Source organism: Amycolatopsis solani (genome assembly GCF_033441515.1).
GTDB classification, from domain to species: Bacteria; Actinomycetota; Actinomycetes; order Mycobacteriales; family Pseudonocardiaceae; genus Amycolatopsis; species Amycolatopsis solani.
In genome coordinates this window covers 960,835-984,860 of record NZ_JAWQJT010000003.1, presented here as the reverse complement: position 1 = coordinate 984,860, position 24,026 = coordinate 960,835, and the positions used below count along the sequence as shown (strand labels likewise).

The 24,026-nt window shown below is 71.0% G+C and carries 20 protein-coding genes; 9 read left to right on the top strand and 11 right to left on the bottom strand.

What is annotated here, in order from left to right; genetic code table 11:
• Window positions 1-48: 48 nt before the first annotated feature.
• The 4 genes from SD460_RS37135 to SD460_RS37120 form a co-directional block, all read right to left on the bottom strand.
• Entirely contained in the window at window positions 49-1,701 is a 1,653-nt protein-coding gene (locus tag SD460_RS37135; protein ID WP_290062603.1) for a fumarate hydratase, read from the bottom strand.
• A gap of 864 nt (window positions 1,702-2,565) precedes the next feature.
• Window positions 2,566-3,594 (bottom strand): sigma-70 family RNA polymerase sigma factor, encoded by a 1,029-nt coding sequence (locus SD460_RS37130; RefSeq protein ID WP_290057990.1) that lies wholly within the window; start codon window positions 3,592-3,594, stop codon window positions 2,566-2,568.
• Window positions 3,595-3,881: 287 nt separating this feature from the next.
• Window positions 3,882-4,307: a D-aminoacyl-tRNA deacylase gene (gene dtd, locus SD460_RS37125; RefSeq protein ID WP_318307405.1), complete on the bottom strand. Its 426-nt coding sequence runs from the start codon at window positions 4,305-4,307 to the stop codon at window positions 3,882-3,884.
• Window positions 4,304-5,809, bottom strand: coding sequence for a N5-glutamine methyltransferase family protein (locus SD460_RS37120; RefSeq protein WP_290057992.1), 1,506 nt, complete (start codon window positions 5,807-5,809; stop codon window positions 4,304-4,306). The genes dtd and SD460_RS37120 overlap by 4 nt, the downstream gene beginning before the upstream one ends.
• A gap of 28 nt (window positions 5,810-5,837) precedes the next feature.
• Here SD460_RS37120 and SD460_RS37115 point away from each other — a divergent pair, with 28 nt between their 5' ends.
• On the top strand, window positions 5,838-7,103 hold the full coding sequence (locus tag SD460_RS37115; protein ID WP_290057993.1) for an amidohydrolase: 1,266 nt from the start codon (window positions 5,838-5,840) through the stop codon (window positions 7,101-7,103).
• 37 nt (window positions 7,104-7,140) lie between these two features.
• Complete coding sequence (locus SD460_RS37110; RefSeq protein WP_290057994.1) at window positions 7,141-7,455, top strand: DUF3099 domain-containing protein; 315 nt, start codon at window positions 7,141-7,143, stop codon at window positions 7,453-7,455.
• A 51-nt stretch (window positions 7,456-7,506) separates the two neighbouring features.
• Here SD460_RS37110 and SD460_RS37105 read toward each other — a convergent pair whose 3' ends face one another.
• Genes SD460_RS37105 through SD460_RS37090 form a run of 4 tightly spaced genes read right to left on the bottom strand, consistent with a single transcriptional unit; the run spans window position 7,507 to window position 10,696 of the window.
• On the bottom strand, window positions 7,507-8,379 hold the full coding sequence (locus tag SD460_RS37105; RefSeq protein ID WP_318307404.1) for a carbohydrate kinase family protein: 873 nt from the start codon (window positions 8,377-8,379) through the stop codon (window positions 7,507-7,509).
• On the bottom strand, window positions 8,376-9,281 hold the full coding sequence (locus tag SD460_RS37100) for a pseudouridine-5'-phosphate glycosidase (RefSeq protein WP_290057996.1): 906 nt from the start codon (window positions 9,279-9,281) through the stop codon (window positions 8,376-8,378). The genes SD460_RS37105 and SD460_RS37100 overlap by 4 nt, the downstream gene beginning before the upstream one ends.
• A 9-nt stretch (window positions 9,282-9,290) precedes the next feature.
• A complete protein-coding gene (locus SD460_RS37095) occupies window positions 9,291-9,908 on the bottom strand; it encodes an HD domain-containing protein (RefSeq protein ID WP_290057997.1) in 618 nt (205 codons plus the stop codon).
• On the bottom strand, window positions 9,908-10,696 hold the full coding sequence (locus SD460_RS37090) for a sporulation protein (protein WP_290057998.1): 789 nt from the start codon (window positions 10,694-10,696) through the stop codon (window positions 9,908-9,910). The genes SD460_RS37095 and SD460_RS37090 overlap by 1 nt, the downstream gene beginning before the upstream one ends.
• A 58-nt stretch (window positions 10,697-10,754) precedes the next feature.
• Between SD460_RS37090 and SD460_RS37085 the strand changes: the two genes are divergently transcribed.
• Entirely contained in the window at window positions 10,755-10,997 is a 243-nt protein-coding gene (locus SD460_RS37085; protein WP_167379801.1) for a DUF3039 domain-containing protein, read from the top strand.
• A 162-nt stretch (window positions 10,998-11,159) separates the two neighbouring features.
• A complete protein-coding gene (locus tag SD460_RS37080; RefSeq protein ID WP_290057999.1) occupies window positions 11,160-11,996 on the top strand; it encodes a hypothetical protein in 837 nt (278 codons plus the stop codon).
• 88 nt (window positions 11,997-12,084) lie between these two features.
• On the opposite strand, the gene SD460_RS37075 is transcribed toward SD460_RS37080, so the two are convergent.
• On the bottom strand, window positions 12,085-15,231 hold the full coding sequence (locus SD460_RS37075; RefSeq protein WP_290058000.1) for an efflux RND transporter permease subunit: 3,147 nt from the start codon (window positions 15,229-15,231) through the stop codon (window positions 12,085-12,087).
• Between the two features lie 89 nt (window positions 15,232-15,320).
• The gene (locus SD460_RS37070) at window positions 15,321-16,466 is read right to left on the bottom strand and encodes a YihY/virulence factor BrkB family protein (RefSeq protein WP_290058001.1); all 1,146 of its coding nucleotides are present in this window, start codon (window positions 16,464-16,466) and stop codon (window positions 15,321-15,323) included.
• Between the two features lie 224 nt (window positions 16,467-16,690).
• Here SD460_RS37070 and SD460_RS37065 point away from each other — a divergent pair, with 224 nt between their 5' ends.
• From SD460_RS37065 to SD460_RS37045, 5 genes are all read left to right on the top strand, one after another.
• On the top strand, window positions 16,691-18,427 hold the full coding sequence (locus tag SD460_RS37065; protein WP_290058002.1) for a DEAD/DEAH box helicase: 1,737 nt from the start codon (window positions 16,691-16,693) through the stop codon (window positions 18,425-18,427).
• 541 nt (window positions 18,428-18,968) lie between these two features.
• A complete protein-coding gene (locus SD460_RS37060) occupies window positions 18,969-20,108 on the top strand; it encodes a sugar ABC transporter substrate-binding protein (RefSeq protein WP_290058003.1) in 1,140 nt (379 codons plus the stop codon).
• 91 nt (window positions 20,109-20,199) lie between these two features.
• Window positions 20,200-20,973 (top strand): ATP-binding cassette domain-containing protein, encoded by a 774-nt coding sequence (locus SD460_RS37055; protein ID WP_086862680.1) that lies wholly within the window; start codon window positions 20,200-20,202, stop codon window positions 20,971-20,973.
• A gap of 20 nt (window positions 20,974-20,993) precedes the next feature.
• The gene (locus tag SD460_RS37050) at window positions 20,994-22,460 is read left to right on the top strand and encodes a sugar ABC transporter permease (protein WP_290058004.1); all 1,467 of its coding nucleotides are present in this window, start codon (window positions 20,994-20,996) and stop codon (window positions 22,458-22,460) included.
• Between the two features lie 11 nt (window positions 22,461-22,471).
• Window positions 22,472-23,653, top strand: a complete 1,182-nt coding sequence (locus SD460_RS37045) for an ROK family protein (protein WP_318307403.1) — start codon at window positions 22,472-22,474, stop codon at window positions 23,651-23,653.
• 130 nt (window positions 23,654-23,783) lie between these two features.
• Here the strand turns inward: SD460_RS37045 and SD460_RS37040 are convergent, their stop codons facing one another.
• A complete protein-coding gene (locus SD460_RS37040) occupies window positions 23,784-23,963 on the bottom strand; it encodes a DUF7455 domain-containing protein (RefSeq protein WP_125315752.1) in 180 nt (59 codons plus the stop codon).
• Window positions 23,964-24,026: the final 63 nt, after the last annotated feature.

Here is a 24,026-nt window from a genome sequence, read left to right as displayed (position 1 = left end):
GAAGGAAGGGGGCACCGGCGGCGGGCCGGTGTCCCCTTCCCTTGTGTGCTAACGGAAGCTGATCTGCAGCACCGGGTCGCCGGTGCTGGCGAAGAAGTCGTTGCCCTTGTCGTCGATGACGATGAACGCCGGGAAGTCCTCGACCTCGATCTTCCACACGGCTTCCATGCCGAGCTCGGCGTACTCGAGGACGTCGACCTTCTTGATGCAGTCCTGCGCGAGCCGCGCGGCCGGGCCGCCGATCGAGCCGAGGTAGAACCCGCCGTGCGCCTGGCACGCGCTGGTGACCTGCTTCGAGCGGTTTCCCTTGGCCAGCATGACGAGCGAGCCGCCGGCGGCCTGGAACTGCTCGACGTAGGAGTCCATCCGCCCGGCCGTGGTGGGCCCGAACGAGCCGGACGCGTAGCCCTCGGGCGTCTTCGCCGGACCGGCGTAGTAGACCGGGTGGTTCTTCAGGTAGTCCGGCATCCCCTCACCGGCGTCGAGGCGCTCGGCGATCTTGGCGTGCGCGATGTCGCGCGCGACGACGAGTGGCCCGGTGAGCGAAAGCCGCGTCTTGACCGGCAGCTGGGAAAGCTGCGCGCGGATCTCGGCCATCGGCCGGTTGAGGTCGACGCTCACGACGTCGTCGGAGAGGTCCTCTTCGGTGACCTCGGGGAGGAACTGCGCCGGGTCGCGCTCGAGCTGTTCGATGAACACGCCGTCGGCGGTGATCTTGGCCTTGGCCTGCCGGTCGGCGGAGCAGCTCACGGCGATGCCGACGGGGCAGCTGGCGCCGTGGCGGGGGAGCCGGACGACGCGGACGTCGTGGCAGAAGTACTTGCCGCCGAACTGCGCGCCGATGCCGAACTGCCGGGTCATCTCGAGGACCTGCTGCTCCAGGCTCGGGTCACGGAAGGCGTGCCCCAGCTCGGAGCCCTCGGTCGGCAGGTTGTCGAGGTAGCGCGCGGAGGCGAGCTTCGCGACCTTGAGGTTGAACTCGGCCGACATGCCGCCGACGACGATCGCGAGGTGGTACGGCGGGCAGGCCGCGGTGCCGAGGCTGCGCAGCTTCTCGTCCAGGAACCGGGCGAGCCGCTTCGGGTTCAGGACGGCCTTGGTTTCCTGGTACAGGAAGGTCTTGTTGGCGCTGCCGCCGCCCTTGGCCATGAAGAGGAACTCGTAGGTCGGGTCCCCCTCCTTGTGGTAGAGCTCGATCTGGGCGGGGAGGTTGGTGCCCGTGTTGCGCTCGTCCCAGAAGTTGACCGGCGCCATCTGCGAATACCGCAGGTTCAGCTGCTGGTAGGCGTCGAAGATGCCCTGCGAGAGCGCGCGCTCGTCGTCCCCGCCGGTCAGGACGCCCTCACCGCGCTTGCCGACGACGATGGCGGTCCCGGTGTCCTGGCACATGGGCAGCACCCCGCCGGCCGAGATGGCGGCGTTGCGCAGCAGGTCCATGGCGACGAACCGGTCGTTGCCGGAGGCCTCGGGGTCGTCGACGATGGCCCGCAGCTGCTTGAGGTGTGACGTGCGCAACAGGTGCTGGATGTCGGTGATGGCGGTGCGCGCGAGGGTGGTGAGCGCTTCGGGCTCGATCTTCAGGAAGGTCCGCCCGGCGGCTTCGACGGTTTCGACGCCCTGGTCGGTGACCAGCCGGTATTCGGTGGTGGTGTCCTTGCCCAGCGGGAGGACTTCGGTGTGCTGAAACGTGGTGGACGGCACTGCCAGGCTCCTTTGCCAGCTCCGGGATCCGGTCAGCTTATGCGGAGGGGGTGGGCACGCCGAAGAGGCATGCGGTCACTGTGGGCCACCCCACGCGGTTCTGCGTTGGGGGGCCTGGGTGTTCCGACGACCTTGGGCCTGGTGTCTCGCGGCCCTCTTGCTCGGTGTTCTCGCGCCCCCTTGCTCGGTGGCCGCAACCCCGAAGCCTGATTGTGACTACGGCCGGCAGCACCGCGTCAAGGCGGGAAAGCGTGCCTTGACCCGGTGCTGCCGGCCGTGTTCTGGCTTCGGATCGGGGTTGCGGGGGAGGCTGGCTTGGCTGGGTGCCGGGGCCGTGGTGAGCTGCCGGTGCCGCGTCGCCGTCGGCCCGCCTGCGCCGCGCCGCCGCCTGCGCCGCGCCGCCGCCTGCGCCGCGGCCCCGCGCCGCCGCCCGTGCCGTGCCGTGCCGCCGCCGCCTGCGCCGCCGCCCCGCGCAGCCGCCCGTGCCGTGCCGCAGCCGCGTGCGTCGCGCCGCCGCCTGCGCCGCGGCCGTCGTGGCGTGCGTGGGGGAGTTGGTCGGGAGGCCGGGTCCACCCCGACGGACCCGACCTCCCGGGGGAAGCTCCCGGATGCGTGCACATCCGGTTGCGAGGCCGATGCCGCTACCTGTGTGGGCCGCTTGACGAATGTGACGTGAGCGAGGTCATAAGTCAACGCGGCCGAACGGGTGCCGGCGGAAGGTTGCTACCCAGGCCTGGCGGGGGCAAAACCCGGTTTTCGTGGAAAATTTTCGCACTCGGCGGAATGCCTGGTCGTCGGCTCGGGCGGAGACGAAAAAAGAGGCGGGCGCACCGTGCGGTGCGCCCGCCTCTTCGGACGGTTCGGTCAGCTCGCGTAGGCGCGGAGACGGTCCGCGCGCTCGCCCTGGCGCAGCTTCGACATGACCTCGCGCTCGATCTGGCGGACGCGCTCGCGGGAGAGCCCGAAGTGCTTGCCGATCTGGTCGAGGGTGCGGGGCTGGCCGTCGTCGAGGCCGTAGCGGAGGCGGATGACCTGCTGTTCGCGGTCGTCCAGGGTCGAGAGGACCCGGCGCAGGTCGTCCTGCAGCAGGCTCGAGATCACGGCACTCTCGGCGTCCGTTGCCTCGGAGTCCTCGATGAAGTCGCCCAGCGGGGCGTCTTCCTCGGTGCCGACCGGCATGTCCAGGCTTACCGGGTCACGCGAGTGGTCGAGCAGGTCCGAGATCTTGTGCGCCGGGATGCCCGACTCGGCCGCCAGCTCCTCGTGGGTCGCGTCGCGCCCGAGCTGCTGGTGCAGGTCGCGCTTGATGCGGGCCAGCTTGTTCACCTGTTCCACCAGGTGGACCGGCAGCCGGATGGTGCGTCCCTGGTCGGCCATCCCCCTGGTGATGGCCTGGCGGATCCACCAGGTGGCGTACGTCGAGAACTTGAACCCCTTGGAGTAGTCGAACTTCTCGACCGCGCGGATCAGACCCAGGTTCCCCTCCTGGATCAGGTCGAGCAGCGGCATCCCCCGGCCGGTGTAGCGCTTGGCCAGCGAGACCACCAGGCGGAGGTTGGCCTCCAGCAGGTGGTTCTTCGCCACGTGGCCGTCGCGGACCAGGGCCGCCAGTTCGGTGCGGCGCTTCGCGGTGAGGCTCTCCGCGGTGTCCAGCATGTGCTGGGCGAAGACACCCGCCTCGATGCGCTTGGCCAGCTCGACCTCGTCGGCCGCGCTGAGCAGGGCCGTCTTGCCGATGCCGTTGAGGTAGACGCGGACGAGGTCGGCGGCGGGGCTCGGGGCGTCGAGGTCGCCGTCGGCGAACGCCCCCGCGTTCACCGGCTCCTCGGACACCTGAGCCGGGATGCGCTCGCGAATCCCGCGCGCTTCGCGTTCGAGAGTCTGGACTGACATTCTGCCTCCCCGGTCACGGGCTGAACGTGCTGCTGCGGTGGTCCCGCCGGTTCGTTCCCGCGGACCGGGGCCTGTGGATCCCGGTACGCCGGTCCGGCCGGCTTGGCTGGACATCTGGCACAACGCTCCGGGTATCCAAAACGTTCCCGGCTCGCTGAAAAGGAGACGGCTGCCGGCGGGCTCCGGTTGCTCGACCATTGCTGAGCTTTTGCTGAGAACGTTCCGTGACCGGGAAACCTGAGAATCCCATGTGAATCACGTCAGGATCTGAACCCTGGCGCGATGGTCTAGACCTCTACGAGAACGGTGAACGGACCGTCGTTGACGCTCGACACCGCCATCATCGCCCCGAAACGACCGGTCGCGACGGTGGCGCCGCGGCCGCGCAGCTCGGCCACGACGGCGTCCACCAACGGCTCGGCCACCTCCGGGCGCGCGGCCTGCGTCCACGACGGCCGCCGCCCTTTCTTCGTGTCGCCGTAGAGGGTGAACTGGCTCACCACGAGCAGTGGCGCATTCGCCGTGGCGCATGATTCCTCGTCACGAAGTACGCGCAGCTCGTGCAATTTACGGGCCATCGCGGCGGCCTTCGCCACGTCGTCGCCGGCGTGGATTCCCAGCAGCACCAGCAAACCCGGCTCGTCGATGGCGCCGACGACCTCGCCGCCGACGGTGACGTCCGCCCGCGTGACGCGGGCCGCGACGGCCCTCACCCGCCCGCCGGGACGAGCATCCCGTGGCGCACGAGTTCGCGGACGACGGGCAGCGCGGCGGCCGCGAGCTCCGAAGCCTCGAGCCCTTGCGCGGCCGCGAGGAGCTCGATCAGATCCTCCAGCGGCAGCATCCCGCGGCAGCCCGCCAGCAGCCGCGTCGCCAGTTCGTCGACCTCGTGCTGCCAGCCCGGCCCGTCGGTGCGGTGGAGGCGCCGGATCGACGTCGCCCAGCCTTCGTCGCCGGGTTCTTCGACGCTTTCCAGCAAAACCGTGTCGGGCACCACAAAACGGACATCTAGTAATGAATCCCCCGATTCGCGCAGCCATTCCACCCGGTCCAGCCAGCCCGCCGCCTCCGGTCCCAGCGGGTCGTCGTAGGCCTGCCGCAGGTCTTCGCAGACCACGGTGGGGGTGCGCACGCCGGCCGCCCGGCGCAGCGTGACGAAGCCGAACCCGATGCCGCGGACGTCGTTCGCCGCGAACCAGTCGAGCCACGCCGCCGCCTTCGCCCGGCCTTCCGGCGAGCGCGGGTCGAGACCGGCGTCCCGCAGCCAGGTGCCGACGTAGAGCGCCGGGTCGGCCACGTCGCGCTGCACGAACCAGGCGTCGGTCTCGGCGGGCAGCCAGCGGCTCACCCGGTCGGCCCAGTCCTCTTTCCCGGTGTGCAGCCACGAAGCCAGCAGGTGGCCGACGCCACCGTCGTTGAGGAAGCCCGGCAGCTGCCGCACGACCAGCGCGCTCGCGTCGTCGCCCGCCAGCCCGGAGTCGCGGTAGGTGTAGTCCACCCGCGCCGGGCCGACCACGAACGGCGGATTGCAGACGACCTGGTCGAACTTCCGCCGCGCGACCGGCGCGAACCACTCGCCGCGCAGCAGTTCGACGTCCAGCTCGTTCAGCCGGAACGTCGCCGCGGCCAGCGCCAGCGCCCGCTCGGAGACGTCCGTCGCGGTGACGCGCTGCGCGTGCCGGGTCGCGTGCAGTGCCTGCACGCCGTTTCCGGTGCCGAGGTCGAGCAGGGTGCCGACCGGGTTCCGGCTGGTCGCGCGGATCAGCGACAGCGACGCGTGGCCGACGCCGAGCACGTGGTCCTCGGGCACGGTGCGGCCGAGGACGTCGGCGTCGAGGTCGGAGACCACCCACCAGGAGCCCTCTTCGTCGCCGTGCGGGCGGACGTCGAGCGCGGCGCGGTACCCGTCGCCACCGTTGGTCAGCAGCCCCGCGGCGACGGCGTCTTCCGGGGCGAGCGGCGCGAACGCGGCCTTGACCGCGGTCTCCGGCTCGGTGCCGCCGAGCAGGAACAGCCGGATCAGCGTGCCGAGGTCGCCGGCGTCGCGGCTGGCGCGCTCCGCGGGCACCGGCTCGCCGCGGCCCAGCGCGGCGTGCGCGGCCCCGCCGAGGGCGGCCACCACGCCGTCGGCGTCGTAGGAGGTGCGGCGGAAGGCTTCGCGCAGCCGCGCGCAGACGTCGTCGGACAGGTCGGGCAGTACGCTTCGCGTGCTCACGGTGGGTAATGCTGCCACGATGGCCCCCGTGACCCTTGAACACGTCCTCGCCCCGCTCGACGCGGCGCTGCCCGAGCTCGAAGCGCTGTACATCGACCTGCACCGCCACCCGGAGCTCTCCTTCGCCGAGACCCGGACCGCGGCCGAGCTGGCCCGGCGGCTGGAGCGCGACGGCTACGAGGTGCACACCGGCATCGCCGGGACCGGCGTACTGGGCGTGCTGCGCAACGGCGAGGGCCCGACGGTGCAGCTGCGGGCCGACATCGACGCGCTGCCGGTCGAGGAGAAGACGGGGCTGTCCTACGCGAGCACCGCCCGCGGCACGGATGAGCACGGCGCCGACGTGCCGGTCATGCACGCCTGCGGGCACGACATGCACGCGACCTGGCTCTCCGGGGCCGCCGCGCTGCTCGCCAAGGGGCGCGACACGTGGTCGGGCACGCTGCTCGTGGTGTTCCAGCCGGGCGAGGAGAGCGCGGGCGGCGCGTCGGCGATGGTGCGCGACGGCCTGTTCGACATCGCCGGGAAGCCGGACGTCGTGTTCGGCCAGCACCTGGTGCCCGGTCCGGCCGGCTGGGTGCTCACCCGGCCCGGGGTGATCATGGCCGCGACCGACACGCTGCGCATCACCCTGCACGGCCGCGGCGGGCACGGCTCACGCCCGGAAACGACCGTCGACCCGGCCGTGCTGGCCGCGTCGGTGGTGCTCAAGCTGCAGACGATCGTGTCCCGGGAGATCGCCGCGACCGACTCCGCCGTCGTCACCGTCGGCTCGCTGCACGTGGGCACCGCGAGCAACGTGATCGCCGACGACGCCGTGCTGGAGGTCAACGTCCGGTCGTTCGACCAGGCCGTCCGCGAGCGGGTGCTGGCCGCGGTCGAGCGGATCGTCAACGGCGAAGCGGCCACGGCGGGCGCGCCGAAGCCGCCGGACATCGAGCGGTCCGGCGCGTACCCGATCACCGAGAACGACGAGGCGGCCAACGAGGCCCTCACCGAGGTCTTCCGCGCCCGCTTCGGCGCGGAGGCGGTGCTGCCGGCACCGCTGGTCACCGGCAGCGAGGACTTCAGCGAGTTCGGCCGCGCGGCCGGTGCGCCCTCGGTGTTCTGGCTGGTCGGCGGCTTCGACCCGGAGACGGTGATCACGGCGATGACCGAGGGCCGCTTCGAGCGCGACGTCCCGTCCAACCACTCGCCGCGGTTCGCCCCGGTGCTGCACCCGACGCTGCGCACCGGCATCGAGACCCTGGTCGTCGCCGCGCTGAGCCGGTTGTCCCACCCAGGTGTCGGATGACCCGCGCAAGTGGGACGATGGTCGCGGAGGTGGTGCAGTGACCACGCCCGCCAGCGGCCCCGACCCGGTGCTGATCACCGGGGCGGCGCGGTCGTACGAAGAGCAGCTCGCGGCGCGCAAGCGCAAGTACGTGATCATGATGGCGTGCCGGATCCCGTGCTTGATCCTCGCCGGGCTGACCTACCACACGTGGTGGCTGGCGCTGGGGTTCCTCGCGATCTCGGTCCCGCTGCCGTGGATCGCGGTGCTCATCGCCAACGACCGCCCGCCCCGCAAGGCCGAGGACGTCAACCGGTACGAGCGCGAGGCGAAGGCGATCGAAGGCACGAGCCACCGCGTCATCGATGGCTGACCCCCGCCCCGGCTCGTGAGTGTTAAGGAGGGTTCTAACCCGCCTAAACACTCACGACGGCTGCGGGCCCACCTTCCCGACGGCGAGCGCGCCCAGCCGGGTGCCGTGGCGCAGGACGTCCACAGTGGACTCGCCGGCCAGCCAGCCGGTGAGCACGCCCGCGTCGAAGGCGTCGCCCGCGCCGGTCGAGTCGATGCACTCGGCCTCGACCGCCGGCACGCTCGTCACGCCGCCCGCGTCGACCCAGCTGGCGCCCTCCAGACCCGCCGTCACGACCACCGCGCCGACCGCGTCGAGCAGTTCCTTCGCCGCCGCCGGGTCCGCCGAACCGGTCAGCGCGACCAGCTCCTCGGTGTTCGGCATCAGCAGGTCGACGCCGCGGACGTCGTCGAGGAACGCGGCCGGGTCGGTGATGTGCGCGGCCGCCTGCGGGTCGACCGAAGTGGTCAACCCGGCTTCGCGAGCGGCGGCCAGCGCGGCGAGGCCGGCGGCCCGCGACGGCGGGTCCAGCAGCACGTACCCGGACAGGTGCAGGTGGCTCGCGCCCGCCAGCGACCCGGGCGTGACGTCTTCGGGGGCGAAGCGCTGGTTCGCGCCGCGGTCGGCCAGCATGCTCCGCTGCCCGCTGCCGTCGACCATCACCACGACGCAGCACGTCGGCGCCTCGGGGTCGACGGCGAACGCGCACCGCACACCCGCCGCCTCCAGCTCGGCACGGATCAGCCGGCCGCCCGGGTCGTCGCCGATCCGCGCGAGCAACGTCGTCTCCGCGCCGAGGTGCCGCAGCCACAGCGCCGTGTTGGCGCCCGAGCCGCCGCCGGTGAACCGGATCTTCGCGCGGGCGTCGCCGCCGTGCGGCAACGGCTTGTCGTGCCGGGCGATCACGTCGAGCGCCGCGTCCCCGACCACCACGATCCCGTTCATGCCAGCGCCACCGCGACCTCGGTGGCCAGCTTCGCGTTGTTGAGCACCAGAGCCTCGTTCGCGTCGATGCTCACGCCGTCGCTGGCGGTGTGGAAGTGCTCCAGCAGCACCGGCGTGACGTCGGCGCCGTGCACCCCCCGCTCCGCGACCAGCGCGAGGCCTTCGGCGAGCAGCCGGTCGTGCAGCGCTTTGTCCATTTCGGACGCTTCCGGGATCGGGTTCGCCAGCAGCACGCCGGAATCCGCGAACGAGCGGTGCGCGGCGATCACGGCGGCGGCCTGCTTCGGGTCGTCGACGCGCCAGCCGACGGCGTGCCCGGACGAGCGCAGGTAGAACGCCGGGAAGTCGTCGGTGCGGTACCCCAGCACCGGCACCGAGTTCGTCTCCAGCACCTCGAGCGTGGCCGGGATGTCGAGCACCGACTTCACGCCGGAGCAGACGACCACGGTCGGCACCTTCGCCAGCACGCCGAGGTCGGCCGAGACGTCCCACGACTGCGCGGCGCCGACGTGCACGCCGCCGAGCCCGCCGGTGGCGAACACCCCGATCCCCGCGGCGGCGGCCAGCGCCGACGTGCTCGCCACGGTCGTCGCGCCCGAGCGGCCGAGCCCGACGGCGGGGCCGAGGTCGCGCAGCGACAGCTTGTCCAGCCCGGCGTCCGGCGCGCAGACGCGCTCGAGCTCGGCGGGGGAGAGGCCGACGACGACCCGGCCGTCGAGCACCGCGATGGTGGCGGGGACGGCCCCGCCGTCGCGCACCACGCGCTCGAGGCGGCGGGCGACGTCGAGGTTGCGGCCCGGGGGCAGGCCGTGGGACAGAATGGTGCTCTCCAGCGCGACGACGGGGTGCCCGTCACGCAGCGCCGAGGCGATCTCTTCGTGCAGGTGGAGTGGGGTGGTCACGAGGGACCATCATCGGTGATCGGGTCGGTACCGGCGCCAGTGGGTCAGCTCGGCCGTGAGGTTCGTTTCCGCGGCGGTCGCCCAGCGTGCCCGCGCGGTTCCGCTGCGGTACAGCTCCCGCGCGAGCATCCCTTCCAGCACCGCGATCCGGCCCTCGCGCCAGACGTCGTCGGGGTACTTCGCGTACTCCTGGCGCACGCCCTCGGCGTAGGCCGCGTACCGATCCGGTGCTGCGCCGAGGATGGCCAGGTCGGCGTCGAGCAGCGCGGTGGCGAGGTGGTCGTCCGGCGGCGCGGCGTGCGTGATCGTGGTGAGGATCAGGTCTTCGACCCGCTCGAGGTGAGCTTCGGCGGCCCCGTCGAGCGCTTCGCGGGCCCAAGCCGCGCTGGCGCGCTCGTCTTCGCCAGGCTTCGCGTCGTACACGACGTCGTGGGCCCAGGCGGCGACGGCGAGCACCGCGCGCTCGGTGTCCTCGACCTCGCCGGCCAGCCAGGCGGAGTCGCGGACGACGGCGGCCGCGTGCTCCAGCGTGTGGTAGCGGCGGTGGGGCTCGCCGTAGCGCGCTTCGAGCCGGGGCCGGGCGCCGGGCGGGCCGCCCAGCGCCGCGACGGCGTCGTCCCACTCCATCAGTCGAAGATCCCGCGGGGACGGGCCACCTGGTCGAGCCAGTCCTCGAGCTGCTTCTCCCAGTTGACGTCCGGCTTCATGGTGAACTTCCCGAGGAAGTCCTGCCCGCGCCCGCCGAAGCCGCCGGTCTTGCTCACCCGGACCCGCTTGGTGACTTCCAGCACGACGTCGGTGCGTTCGGCCGAGGTCAGGAAGGTGACCGCGACCTGCGAGAAGATGCTCGCGAAACGCGGCGAAGGCGCGAAGCGGATCTCCTGGAAGAACGGCAGCTGCTGCGCGGCGCCGTCGATGCGGCCCTGCTCGAGGATCGCCTCGCGGAAGGTGAAGCCGGTCCGGCTGAGCGCGTCGAGGACCCGCTTCTGGGCCGGGAGCGGCTCGATCGCGACGGCGTCGGCGTCGAACGGGTCGCTCACCGCGGCGGCCAGGTCGAGCTCGGCCCGCACGCCGACGGCCATCCCGGGCAGCGGCTTGGCGTAGACGCTGGTCACCGGCGTCTCCCAGGGCAGCGGCACCTCGAACGGCACCCGGACCTGCTGGCCGGCGCGGATGGTCTCGCGGCCGACCAGCTGTTGCGTGCCGAAGGGGAGGTCTTCGGTCTTGTCCTCGCCGGGGACCTGGACGCGCGCCAGCAGCGTCACCGAGAGGCCCTTGATCTCCTGGTCGACTTCGCCGCCGAGCAGCAGGACCTCGCCGTGCAGGGGACGGCCGGGGGCGGCGGCCGCCTCGAGCAGCCGGGCGTCGATCCGCGCCCCGCCGGAGCCGAACGTCGCGAGCACCTTCTGGAACATGCGGTGGATCCTGCCAGGCCGAAGACCTTCCGGACGAGGACTCGGGCACAATGGACGGGTGAGCACCGAGACGCTGACGAAGCCGGAAACCACGCCCGAGGGCACGGACACCACCGACGACGACACGCCGAAGATGTTCCACTACGTGAAGAAGAACAAGATCGCGGAGAGCGCGGTCATGGGCAATCACGTGGTGGCGCTCTGCGGCGAGGTCTTCCCGGTCACGAAGTCGCCGAAGCCCGGCTCGCCGGTCTGCCCGGCCTGCAAGGAGATCTTCGACGGGCTGCGCCCGGGGGAGTGACCCCGGCTTGACCCCGGCGGGTGGTCCCGCCGGGTCTTCGGGCTGTCCGGAAACGGACAAGTCGTCGAACAAACGTGAAAAACCTTCATTCGGCGGGTGTGCCGGGTGCCGGTGGCCTGGTAGATCCGGGGGGCCAGGTCCCCTCACCCACCGGAGTCGCACATGCGCAGAACCGGGATCGTGCTCACCCTCGCCGTCCTGCTGGCCGTGGTCTCGCCCGCACTGGCCCAGGCCGTCACCGGCTGGACGGAGGTCGGCCGCGACCAGGCCAGAGCCCTCGACGAAAGCCAGGGCCTCGCGACCATCGTGCGCCCGTCGGGCACCACCATCCGCTACACCGGGATCGGCACCATCCCGGCGGACCTGAACTCCCAGGGCTGGAGCCACGTCGGCGACCCGGGTTCGGCCCAGGGCTGGTACGTCGAGCCCTACCAGCGCGACGACCGGGGCGCGAAGCTCTTCCGCGTCCAGTCCCCGGACGGTTCCTGGGCGAACTACAAGCACAACCTCGAGTCGTGGGAAGCGAACAACAACTCGTTCGCCGCGGTCTCCCCGGACGCCCGCTGGCTGGTGGCGGGGGAGTGGGGCACGATGGACCGCCTCCTGGTCCACCCGATGCCGGGCACGGTGGCCACGAACCCGGCGCAGAACCTGCCGATGGCCGGCACGATCCGCCTCGACCACCCGGTCCGCGACGTCCAGGGCTGCGACTTCCAGACGTCGACCCGCCTGCTGTGCGCGTCGGACGACCCGGACGGCAGCCTCTTCGGGACCACCAAGCCGTTGCTCCAGGTCGATCTGGCGGGCCCGCTGTCCGGTTCGGACGTCGCCGGCCACGTGACTTCGCTGGGGCAGCTGCCGTTGCGGAGCGGCTGCTCGGGGAACTTCGAGGTGGAGGGCATCGACTTCGACGAGCGGGACAACACGCTGCGGGTGATCGTGATGTCACCGAGCATCTGCATCCTGTTCGACAGCATGACCTACCGCTTCAAGCAGTGAAAACGCCGAAGGCCGCACTTTCACGTGAAAGTGCGGCCTTCGGCTCGTCCGGAGCGCGGAGCTTTCGTAGGGAAAGTTGCGCTTGGGGTCAGGCGGTCGGGGCGGGGTTCAGGGACTCCGACTCCGGGGCCTTCGCCGGGGTGCGGCGGGCTTCGCGGCGGGCGCGGCGCCGCTCCTTGCGGGTCTCGACCATCGTGTAGAGGGTCGGGACCAGCACCAGGGTCAGCAGCGTCGAGCTGACCAGGCCGCCGATCACCACGATCGCCAGTGGCTGGCCGATGAAGCCGCCCTGGCCGGTGATGCCCAGTGCCATCGGGACCAGTGCGAAGATCGTCGCCGCCGCGGTCATCAGGATCGGGCGCAGCCGGCGACGGCCGCCCTCGGTGACCGCGTCCGCGACGCTCATTCCCTCCGCTCGGTACTGGTTGATCAGGTCGATCAGGACGATCGCGTTCGTCACCACGATGCCCACCAGCATCAGCATGCCGATCAGGGCTGGGAGGCCGAGCGCGGTGCCGGTCGCCAGGAGCAGGCCGATCGCGCCGGTCGCCGCGAACGGGATCGACACCAGCAGGATCAGCGGCTGGATCAGGCTGCGGAACGTCGCCACCATGATCAGGAACACGATCGCGATCGCCGCCAGCAGTGCCAGGAACAGGTTCGAGAACGCCTCCTGCTGGTCCTGGCTCACGCCGCCGAGCGAGTACGACGCGCCGCCGGTGAAGGTCAGGCCGTCCAGCTTGGACTGGATGTCCGCGGTCGTCTTGCTCAGGTTGTCGCCGGTGTTCTTGGCGGTGACCGTGGTCGAGAGGTCGCCGCCGGTGCGGTGCACCGACGCCGGGCCGTCCACAGTGGACACCTTCGCGACCTCGTCGAGCCGGACGACGCCGGTGGGGCCCGGGATCTGGAGGCCCTTCACCTGCTCGACCGTCGCCGGCGCGGTGCCGGCCCGCAGCACGACGTCCGTGCGCTGCCCGCCGACCGGCAGCTGCGTCACCGTGCGGCCGGCGATCGCCTGGTTGGCGACCTGGCCGATGGTGCTCGCCGACAGCCCGCGCGCGGCGGCCGCGGCGTCGTCCACCTCGACCTGCACCCGCGGCGAGCCGACGGACAGGTCACTGGTCACCTCGGTCAGCCCGGACACCCCGCCCAGCGCCTGCACGACCTGGTCGGACGCCGGCTTGAGCGCGGCCTCCGACGGCGCGGTCACCGTCACCGAGACCTGGTCGGAGTTGAAGCCGGACGCGTCCGCGCCGATCTTGATCTCGCCCAGCTCCGGCCGGGACGCCAGCTTCGCGCGCAGCCGGTCCGACAGCGCGTCGAGGTCGGTGTCCTTCGCGACCGTGACCGAGATGCTCGTGTTCGTCCCGCCGCCGAAGCCGAACGCGCCGCCCCCGCCGACGCTGACCTGGTAGGTCTGCACGGATTTCTCGGCGGCCAGCGCCTGCTCGACGGCCGTGGCGGCCTTTTCCTTGGCCTCGACGCTGGTGCCCGCGGGCAGCTTCTGCGTCATGTTCAGCGTGGTGCCGCCGGACTGGTCGAGGAAGTTGGTGTTGAGCCGCGTCGCGAGCCCGACCGTGCCGGCGAAGATCAGCAGCGCCAGCAGCACCACGGTCAGCCGCCGCTTGGTCGCGAACCGGATCACCGGCAGGTACGCCCGCTGCAGGAGGCCGCGGCGCTCCTTCTCGACGGCCGCTTCGCGCGCCCGCTCGGCTTCGACGGCGTCCGCCGGGATCGCGGGCTGCTTCAGGAACCAGTACGCCAGCACCGGGACCACGGTCAGCGACACGAGCAGCGAGGCCAGCAGCGCCACCGTCACCGTGATCGCGAACGGCGAGAACAGCTCCCCGACGAACCCGCCCACGAACGCGATCGGCAGGAACACCGCGACGGTCGTCAGCGTGGACGACGTCACCGCGCCGGCCACCTCGCGCACGCCGTCGAGGACCGCACGCTGCTTTTCCTCGCCGTAAGCCAGATGCCGCTTGATGTTCTCCAGCACGACGATCGAGTCGTCGACCACCCGGCCGATCGCGATGGTCAGCGCGCCGAGGGTGAGCAGGTTGAGCGACAGGTCGCCGGTCCACAGCGCCAGCAGCGCGACCACCACCGACAGCGGGATCGACACCGCGGTCACCAGCGTCGAGCGCACCGACAGCAGGAACAGCAGGATGACGACGACGGCGAACGCCAGGCCCAGCAGGCCTTCGGTGGTCAGGCCGCTGATCGCGTCCTTCACCGGGGTGCCCTGGTCGAACACGACGTTCATCTCGGCGCCGGTCTTCTTCGCCAGCTCCGGCAGCTTGTCGCGCACGGCGTCGGAGATCGCGACGGCGTTCCCGTTGTCCACCATGGTGATCGAGAGGCCGAGGCTCGGCTTGCCGTTGGTGCGCGTGATCGACGTCGGCGGCGCGAAGCCGGCCTGCACGTCGGCGACGTCACCCAGCTTCACCGGGCCGCGCGGCGGGGTGCCCGCCCGCGACGACGAGGCGGCACTCGGTGTCAGGTAGAGGTTGCGGAGCGAGTCCACAGTGGTCTGCCCGCCGCCGACCTGGACGCTCAGCGTCTTGCCGCCTTCGGTCAGCGAGCCCGCCGGGACCGCGGCGCCCGCCGTCTGCAACGTGGTGGCGATCGACGCCGGGTCGACGCCCGCGGCGGCCAGCTTCGCGTAGTCGAGGGTGATCGTGACGCGCGGCTGCTGCACACCCGTGACGGTCACCGTGCGGACGCCGTCGATCTTCCGCAGCTCCGGCGCGACCTGGTCGGTCAGCGCGGGCGCGAGCGCCTGCGGGTCACCGGCCGTGCCCGCGGCGACCAGCACCACCGGCAGGTCGTCGGTGCTGCCGGCGGACACGGCGGGCTCGGAGTTCTGCGGCAGCCGCGGCCGGACCTGGTTCACCACCTGCTGGATCTGCTGGACCGCGGCGTCGATGTCCGTGCCGAACGCGAACTGCGCGACCACGCGCGAAACGCCGTCCGACGAAGTGGAGTTGATCTCCTCGAGGCCCTTCAGGCCCTGCAGCGCGCCTTCCAGCGGTTCGGTGACCTGCCGGTCGACCGCGTCCGGCGATGCGCCCGAGTACGCGGTGACGATCTGGGCCTGCGGGAACTGCAGGGACGGGAACAGCTGCTGCTTGATCTGCGGCAGCGCGAACGCCCCGAACCCGACGACGACGAGCGCGAGCAGGCCGATCAGGCTTCGGTTGCGCAGGCTCAATCTGGCCAGCACGGACATGACTGTGGGAACCCCCTCGGGAACGACGCGGCGATCGATGCCGGCGTCAGCGACCGGGAGAGCGTCCCATGTCCGACCTGAGGAGCGACTCAGTCTGGGGGTGGATTCCGGGTCGTCCCCTGGGAGGACACGCGACCCTGAGGAGCGCTGGGTGCCGGTTCCGGTGCGCTCGGTGACGGCGTGTCCTCTTCGGACGGTGCGTCGCCGTTCTCGGAGACGTCTTCGGGGCGCGGGCGCTTCAGCGGCGTGGTCGTGCGCTCCCACAGCTTGCGGCCCTCTTCGGAGCGCAGCCGCTCGGACGCGCGCTCCATCTCCAGCCGCCGCCACTTGCGCCGCTGCCGCCGGGTCGCCTTCGCCGGCCACAGCTCCTGGATCGCGCTGTTGAAGTACGCCCCGCCGACCACGGCCAGCCCGATGAAGAACATCAGCAGCAGGAACGCGATCGGCGCGGCCAGCGCGCCGTAGGTGTAGCCGGTCTTGGTGATCCAGTTCAGGTAGACGCGCAGGCCGACCGACGAGAGCAGGAACACGACCATGGCGAGCACCGCGCCGGGCAGCCCGCGGTGCCACGGCAGCTTCCGCGGCAGCGCGAGCTTGTACAGCGTGGTCAGCGCCAGGGTGATCATCGCGCCGAGGGTCGGGAAGTACAGCGCGCTCACCCACGACGTCACGGTCGGGCGCCAGTCCGCCGGGAAGAACTCCGGCAGCAGGTCGGGGCCGATCGCCAGCAGCGGCAGCCCGACCACCAGGACCACCAGGCCGCACAGGTAGAGCAGGAGCGCGAAGATCCGCTGCCAGACGTCGTTGCGGACGCCGTACTGGTCGTGCGCGACGGTGATCGCGTCCACGAACGACGACATCGCCGACGAACCCGCCCAGAGCGAGATCAGGAAGCCCACCGAGACGATCTCGCCCTTGCCGACGGTGAGGATGCTGTTCACGGTCGGTTCGATGATGTCGTGGACGGCGTTGGCGCTGAAGACGGTCCGGCAGAAGCCGATGATCCGGTCGTGCACGGCGGCCACGACGTCCTGGCCGAACCACTCGCCGACGAAGCCCAGGCTGCCGAGCAGCCCGAGGAGCAGCGGCGGGAGCGACAGCGTCTGCCAGAAGGCCGCTTCGGCGGCCTCGGAGAAGATGTTGCCTTCCCAGGCTTTGGCGAGCGTGCGCGTGAGGAGGCGCCACGGCCCCTTGCGGGCCACCTTCGTCGCTCCGGACGGCTGCACCTCACCCATGACGTGTCCAGCATGGTCCATCGCCGCTGATTTGGCTCGTCACCACCCCTGCACCCGGGCGTGTCGGCGGACATCACCCGTGCCGGTGCCCGGAACTGTCGGACCCGGCCGGTAGACTCGCTCCAGTGCCCTCACCGCAGTCATCGACACCGAAGTCGGTACCACAGTGAGGGTTTTTCCACGTCACAGCGCACGTCACAGCACTTGAGCGAGGGGGGACCGGCATGACGGAGACGCAGCTCGGGGCGCCTCCCGCGGAGAAGGACTCGACCGCGCGCCCGCTGCGGGCGTGGCAGCGGCGGGCGCTGACGAAGTACCTGACGCAGAAGCCCAAGGACTTCCTCGCGGTGGCGACGCCGGGCGCCGGCAAGACCGTGTTCGGCCTGCGGATCGCCGCGGAGCTGCTGAGCGACCGCACGATCGAGGCGGTCACCATCGTGACCCCGACCGAGCACCTCAAGCACCAGTGGGCGGCCTCGGCCGCGGCGGCCGGGATCGCCATCGACTCGAACTTCCGCAACACCACCGGCGTCACGTCGTCGGACTACAACGGCGTCGCGCTGACGTACGCGCAGGTCGCGGCACACCCGACGCTGCACCGCGTGCGCACGGAGAACCGCAAGACGCTGGTGATCCTCGACGAGATCCACCACGGCGGCGACGCGAAGTCCTGGGGTGACGCGATCCGCGAGGCCTTCACCCCGGCCGTGCGGCGCCTCTCGCTGACCGGGACGCCGTTCCGGTCCGACGACTCGGCCATCCCGTTCGTCACCTACGAGCCGGACGCGGGCGGGTTCCAGCGCAGCAAGGCCGACCATTCGTACGGCTACGCGGACGCGCTGGCCGACGGCGTGGTCCGGCCGGTCGTCTTCCTCGCCTACTCGGGCGAAGCCTCCTGGCGCACGAGCGCGGGGGAGGAGTTCACCGCGCGGCTCGGCGAGCCGCTGACCGCGGAGCAGAACGCCCGGGCGTGGCGCACGGCGCTCGACCCGGCCGGCGAGTGGATCCCGGCGGTGCTGCAGGCCGCCGACACGCGGTTGTCGCAGGTCCGCCAGCACGTGCCGGACGCGGGCGGCCTGGTGATCGCCACCGACCAGGAGACGGCGCGGGCGTACGCGAAGATCCTGGAGCGCATCTCCGGCGAGCCGCCGACGCTCGTGCTCTCCGACGACCCGAAGGCGTCGGGCCGGATCAAGGAGTTCTCGGAGACGAACGAACGCTGGATCATCGCGGTCCGGATGGTCTCCGAAGGCGTCGACGTCCCGCGCCTGGCCGTGGGCGTGTACGCCACGAGCGCGTCGACCCCGCTGTTCTTCGCCCAGGCCATCGGCCGGTACGTGCGGGCCAGGAAGAAGGGCGAGACGGCGAGCGTGTTCCTGCCGTCGGTGCCGGTGCTGCTGGAGCTGGCCAGCGAGCTGGAGGCACAGCGCGACCACGTGCTGGGCAAGCCGCACCGCGAGGCGGAGGGCTGGGAGGACGAGCTCCTCGCCCAGGCCAACCGCACCGAGGACGAGCCGGGCGAAGAGGAGAAGGCGTTCACCTCGCTGGGTGCCTCGGCCGAGCTCGACCAGGTCATCTACGACGGCAACTCGTTCGGCACGGCGGTGTTCTCCGGCTCGGACGAGGAGCAGGAGTACCTGGGGCTGCCGGGCCTGCTGGAGCCCGACCAGGTCCGCGCGCTGCTGCGGAAGCGGCAGGAAGAGCAGATCGCCGACGAGAAGCGCCGCAAGCCGGCCAAGGAGGAGGCGCCCCCGCCGGCGGCGCGCCCCCAGTCGGTGAGCGAGCGGCTCGGCGCGTTGCGCAAGGAGCTGAACGCGCTGGTGGGGATGTACCACCACCGGACCAAGAAGCCGCACGGCTCGATCCACAACGAGCTGCGCCGGGTGTGCGGCGGCCCGGTGACCGCGATGGCGACCGTCGAGCAGCTCGAGGAGCGGATCGTCACCCTGCGGTCCTGGTAGCTCCGGGCTCGCGGGAGCCGTCCGGCGTCGCCCGGGCGGCTGAACTCGGCCGTCACCGTCCGTTTCTGGTCAGTACCAGCCGATACGTGACGCTCTGTGCCGATTTGGTTACCGGCCACCTGCCCGTGCGTCCGCCGGACGGTGGTCCTCCGGGCACGGTTTACCCGGAAGTCGGCAAGTCGGCGACCAATCACCGCCCGGTCGCGTGGGTTCGCCACGGGTTGCGCGAGGTGCACCCTGAAGGAGTACCTTCACGCCGTCAAGAAACCTGGATGTAACACTGAGTGAGTGCTGGCGATCACATGGTCAGCGGATCTACTCTTTCCGGGCGAGGTTCAGCTCGTGTTGCCGAACCGTGTCCAATTGGTGTCATTTAATCGATCCAGCTATCTTCCCCGCAGCCGCTCAGCGGCATATGTTGTCGCCCACAACATATGCGCGTCGGTGCGCCGGGCCTCTCCGGATCACCGCCCCGCAAGGCCCGAGACAGTCAACCGTCGACGGCCGCTCGTCTCAATGCTTGGATCCGGAAGGAACGAGGATGCGCAGCAGAACCCTTACCCTCCTCGCCGTCACGGTGAGCGCCGGCCTGGTGCTCTCCGCGTGCGGTGCCAACAGTTCGAACAGCGGGGGCACGGGGAGCAACTCCGCCTCGTCCTCCGCGCCCGCCGCCGGTGGCGGCGCCGGCGGCAAGGTCGGTGTCATCCTCCCCGAGACCGCCACCTCGGCGCGCTGGGAGGCCTTCGACAAGCCGATGCTGACGGCCGCGCTGACCGCTCAGGGCTTCGAGGTCGACGTCCAGAACGCCCAGGGTGACAACCAGAAGTTCGCCACCCTGGCCGACGGCTTCATCAGCTCCGGCGTCAAGGTCCTGATCATCGCCCCCGGTGACCCGGCCGTCGGTGCGGCGGTCGAGGCCAAGGCCAAGACCGCGGGCATCCCGGTCATCGACTACGACCGCCCGAGCCTCGGCGGCTCCGCCGACTACTACGTCTCGTTCGACAACGAGAAGGTCGGCCAGCTGCAGGGCCAGGCCATGGCGGACGCGCTGAAGGCCAAGGCCGGCGCGGGTGTCGTCCAGATCGAGGGCGCCCCGACCGACAACAACGCCACGCTCTTCACCAAGGGCCAGGACTCCGTCCTCGAGCCGCTGTTCTCGGCGGGCACCCTGAAGCGCATCCAGAAGCAGCCGATCAACGACTGGGACAACCAGCTCGGCGGCACGACGTTCGAGCAGATCTTCACCGCCAACGGCGGCAAGGTCGACGGCGTCGTCGCGGCGAACGACGGCCTGGCCGGCGCGGTCATCACCATCCTCAAGAAGAACGGCCTCAACGGCAAGGTCCCGGTCACCGGCCAGGACGCCACCGCCGACGGCCTGATGGCGGTCATGCGCGGCGACCAGTACATGACGGTCTTCAAGCCGATCAAGGAAGAGGCCGAGGCCACCGCCAAGCTGGCCGCCGCCCTCGCCAAGGGTGACACCGCCGGTGCGGACGCGATCGCCACGGCGAAGCTGCACGACCCGAAGAACAACCGCGACATCAAGTCCGTGCTGCTGACCCCGACGACGATCCTGGAGAAGGACGTCAAGACCGTCGTCACCCAGGGCTACGTGAAGGCCGCCGAGATCTGCGGTGGCGACCTCGCCGCCAAGTGCACCTCGCTCGGCATCTCCTGAGCCACCCGCTCTAACCACGAACAGCCGGGCCGGGACGCGCACCCCGACGGCGCGTCCCGGCCCGGTCCCCACCCAGGAGTAAAAGCCAGCCATGAGTGAGCCCATCCTCGAGATCAAGGGCCTGAACAAGAGCTTCGGCCCCGTCCACGTCCTCCACGACGTGGACTTCGACGTGCGTGCGGGCGAAGTGACCGCCCTGGTCGGCGACAACGGCGCCGGCAAGTCGACCCTCGTCAAGTGCATCGCCGGCATCCACCCGTACGACTCGGGGGCCGTGCGGTTCAACGGGCAGGACGCCCACATCCGGGGCCCGAAGGACGCCGCCGACCTCGGCATCGAGGTCGTCTACCAGGACCTCGCGCTCGCCGACAACCTCGACATCGTGCAGAACATGTTCCTCGGCCGCGAGCGCGGGAGCAGCTGGAAGCTGGACGAAGCCAGCATGGAGAAGGCCGCGCGCGAGACGCTGGCCTCCCTGTCGGTGCGGACCGTGAAGTCGGTCCGGACGCCGGTCTCCTCGCTGTCCGGTGGTCAGCGCCAGACCGTCGCCATCGCGAAGTCGGTGCTGTGGAACAGCAAGGTCGTCGTCCTGGACGAGCCGACCGCCGCCCTCGGCGTCGCGCAGACCCGGCAGGTGCTGGACCTCGTCCGCCGCCTGGCCGAGCAGGGTCTCGGCGTCGTGCTGATCAGCCACAACATGGCCGACGTGTTCGAGGTCGCCGACCGCATCTCCGTCCTCTACCTCGGCCGGCTCGTCGCCGAGGTGCACACGAAGGACGTCAGCCACGGCCAGATCGTGGAACTGATCACCGCGGGTCGCTCCGGTGACCTCGGCCTGGCCCGGCCCGAAGCCGTGGTCCTGTGAGCGGGAAGAAAGAACCGGAAATGACTGAAACCCCTGCGAAGCACGAGGTCGACACCCCGGCCTCGGAAGCGCTCGCGCAGACCCAGAACCCGACCGCGGCGATCACCGACTTCGGCATCGACACGACATCGATGTCAACCGGCGAAGCGCTGCGCGACTACTTCGCCCGCCTCCGGGCCGGTGAGCTCGGCTCCCTGCCGTCGCTGTTCGGCCTGCTCGTGCTGGTGATCCTGTTCAGCGCGCTGTCGGACAACTTCTTCACGCTGGCCAACATCGCCAACGTGTTCCCGCAGGGTGCGGGCGTGATCATCATCGCGATGGGCATCGTCTTCGTGCTGCTGCTCGGCGAGATCGACCTCGCCGCCGGTGTGGCCTCCGGTACGGCCGCGTCGGTGATGGCCCTGCACTACGTCCATGCGGGCAACTTGCTGGGCACCTTGGGCTCCGGCGTGTTCGTCACGTTCATCGCGGTCCTCGCCGCGGCCATGCTGCTCTCGGCCTACCAGCGGATCTGGGGCGGCGCCGCGCTGTCGCTGGTCGGGCTGCTGATCGTCGCGATCGGCGTCCCCGCCAACGCCTGGCTGGAGATCCTGCTGGCCATCTGCGTCGGCACCGCGATCGGCTGCATCACCGGCTTCCTGGTGTCGAAGATCGGCATGCCGTCCTTCGTCGTGACGCTGGCGCTGTTCATCGTGTGGCAGGGCGTCCTGCTGCAGTTCATCGGTGAAGGCGGCACGATCGGCATCACCAACTCCGACGTCCTGTACAAGATCGCCAACGGCAACCTCAACGTCCTCGGCAGCTGGATCTTCTTCATCATCGCCGCCGGCGGGTTCGCGGTGATCACGCTGCTCAGCCACTTCCGGCGGCTCCAGCGCGGCCTGGTCGTCCAGCCGACGGCGCTGGTGCTGGTCAAGGTCGGCGCGCTCGTCGTGCTGTCGGCGCTGGGCACCTGGCTGCTGACGGTCAACCGTTCGCCGAACAAGGCCGTCGTGACGATCCAGGGCATCCCGTACGTCATCCCGATCATGCTGGTGCTGCTGGTGGCCGGGACCTACGTGCTCAACCGGACCAAGTACGGCCGGTACGTGTACGCGGTCGGCGGCAACAAGGAAGCGGCCCGCCGCGCCGGTATCGACGTGCCGAAGATCCGCGCGAGCGTGTTCGTCATCGGCTCGGCGGTCGCGGCCATCGGCGGCATCGTCGCCGCGTCGAAGGTCGGCTCGGTCAGCCCGCAGTCCGGTGGCCTCAACACGCTGCTGTACTCGGTCGGCGCGGCCGTCATCGGCGGCACCTCGCTGTTCGGCGGCAAGGGCCGGGTGGCCGACGCCGTCGTCGGTGGCCTGGTGATCGCCGTGGTCATCAACGGTCTCGGCCTGCTCAAGCAGCCGGCCGCGGTGGTCAACATCGTCACGGGTCTCGTGCTGCTGCTCGCCGCCACGGTGGACGCGCTGTCCCGGCGCCGCGCGGCTGCGTCGACTCGCTGAACCAGCATGGGATGATCAAGCCTGTGTCCAGCTCACCCGTCGCGCGTCCGGACGAGGTGCGCCGGCACAACCGCACGACCCTGCTCCGCCTGCTGCACGTCGGGGGGCCGAGCACCCGGGCGACCCTGGCCGCCGAGCTGGGGCTCAACCGGAGCACGATCAAGACCCTCGTCGACGGTCTGGCGGAAGCCGGCGTCGTCGAGGAGAAGGTGCCGAGGCCGGGACGAGGGGCGGGCCGCCCCTCGCTCCTGGTCCTGCCCCAGCCGCACGCGGCGGTCGTGCTCGCGGTCGACCTGCAGGTCGAGCACGTCGCGATCGCCCTGGTCGGGCTGGGCGGCCAGATCCTGGGCCGCAACAGCTGGAACCTGCGGGGCCGGATGGGCCAGCCCGACGAGGTCATCACGCACGTCATCGAGTCGACGACCATCCTGGCCGGCGACCTCGACGTGACCCCGGTGGCGGCCGGGGTGTCGGTGCCCGGCGTCATCCGGCGCGCGGACGGGTACGTGCACGAGGCTCCGAACCTCCGCTGGACCGACGTCGCACTGGGCGAGCGGCTCGGCGGAGTGCTGCAGATCCCGATCCTGGTCGGCAACGACGCCGAGTTCGGCGCGGTGGCCGAGCACCTGCGCGGCGCGGCCCGCGGGGCGTCCGACATCGTGTACATCTCGGCGGACGTCGGGGTCGGCGGCGGCGTCATCGCCGAAGGCTCGGCGCTGCGCGGCGGCTCGGGGTACGTCGGGGAGATCGGGCACATGGTGATCCGCCCGGGCGGGCGGGACTGCTACTGCGGCAGCAGCGGCTGCTGGGAGACCGAGGTCGGCGAGGCGGCGCTGTGCCGGGCCCTCGGGCTGCCGGAGGACACCCCGCGCGGGGCGATCCTGTTCGAGCTGCGCGAGCTCGGCCGCGACCCGGAGGCGGCGCTGACGCGGCTCGCGGAGTTCGCCGAGTGGCTGACGCTGGGCCTGATCAACGTCGTCAACCTGCTCGGGCCGCAGCTGGTGATCCTCGGCGACCTGCTGACGGTGCTGCCGGAGGCGGTGCTGCGGCACGTCGGCGCGGAGGTGCGGCGGCGCAGCCTGGTGAGCCGCGCGGTCGGCGGCACCCGGATCGTCAGCTCGGCGCTGGGCGCCGACGTCAAGCTGCTGGGGGCCGCGGAAGTGGCGTTCGAAGTCGTGCTGGATTCTGTCTGATTTCCTGTCCGGTTCCGTGTCCGGAATCACGGCTTTTCGCGGCCGTACCGTGATAAAGGCCACGCACTCTGCAAGATGCAGAAAGGCGGCCGGCGCCTGTGCGCACCGGCCGCCTTTCGCGTCTGGGTCGTTACCGCTGGATGTCGGCGGACAGTTCCTTGAGCTTGGCCTCGTGCTCGCGGGCGTGGTGCCCGCAGAAGAGCAGTTCGCCACCTCCGGAGAGAATGGCTCGTACCTGAGCTGCAGCTCCGCACCGGTCACAGCGGTCGGCGGCGGTCAGTTCGGGGCGGGTGAGCGTCGGCGTTGTCATGGGGGTCTCCCTCCGTCCCGGCATCGGTCGCCCGATGCCATCGATCCAGCTACGCCCACTTCG

What these genes read in the sequence shown, in the direction of transcription:
- SD460_RS37060 (WP_290058003.1), top strand. Translation starts at nt 18,969, where the DNA reads ATGCGCAGCAGAACCCTTACCCTCCTCGCCGTCACGGTGAGCGCCGGC.
- SD460_RS37075 (WP_290058000.1), bottom strand. Translation starts at nt 15,231, where the DNA reads ATGTCCGTGCTGGCCAGATTGAGCCTGCGCAACCGAAGCCTGATCGGC.
- SD460_RS37090 (WP_290057998.1), bottom strand. Translation starts at nt 10,696, where the DNA reads ATGTTCCAGAAGGTGCTCGCGACGTTCGGCTCCGGCGGGGCGCGGATC.
- SD460_RS37105 (WP_318307404.1), bottom strand. Translation starts at nt 8,379, where the DNA reads ATGAACGGGATCGTGGTGGTCGGGGACGCGGCGCTCGACGTGATCGCC.
- SD460_RS37070 (WP_290058001.1), bottom strand. Translation starts at nt 16,466, where the DNA reads ATGGGTGAGGTGCAGCCGTCCGGAGCGACGAAGGTGGCCCGCAAGGGG.
- SD460_RS37080 (WP_290057999.1), top strand. Translation starts at nt 11,160, where the DNA reads ATGCGCAGAACCGGGATCGTGCTCACCCTCGCCGTCCTGCTGGCCGTG.
- SD460_RS37065 (WP_290058002.1), top strand. Translation starts at nt 16,691, where the DNA reads ATGACGGAGACGCAGCTCGGGGCGCCTCCCGCGGAGAAGGACTCGACC.
- SD460_RS37050 (WP_290058004.1), top strand. Translation starts at nt 20,994, where the DNA reads ATGACTGAAACCCCTGCGAAGCACGAGGTCGACACCCCGGCCTCGGAA.
- SD460_RS37130 (WP_290057990.1), bottom strand. Translation starts at nt 3,594, where the DNA reads ATGTCAGTCCAGACTCTCGAACGCGAAGCGCGCGGGATTCGCGAGCGC.
- SD460_RS37055 (WP_086862680.1), top strand. Translation starts at nt 20,200, where the DNA reads ATGAGTGAGCCCATCCTCGAGATCAAGGGCCTGAACAAGAGCTTCGGC.
- SD460_RS37045 (WP_318307403.1), top strand. Translation starts at nt 22,472, where the DNA reads ATGATCAAGCCTGTGTCCAGCTCACCCGTCGCGCGTCCGGACGAGGTG.
- SD460_RS37095 (WP_290057997.1), bottom strand. Translation starts at nt 9,908, where the DNA reads ATGGAGTGGGACGACGCCGTCGCGGCGCTGGGCGGCCCGCCCGGCGCC.
- SD460_RS37040 (WP_125315752.1), bottom strand. Translation starts at nt 23,963, where the DNA reads ATGACAACGCCGACGCTCACCCGCCCCGAACTGACCGCCGCCGACCGC.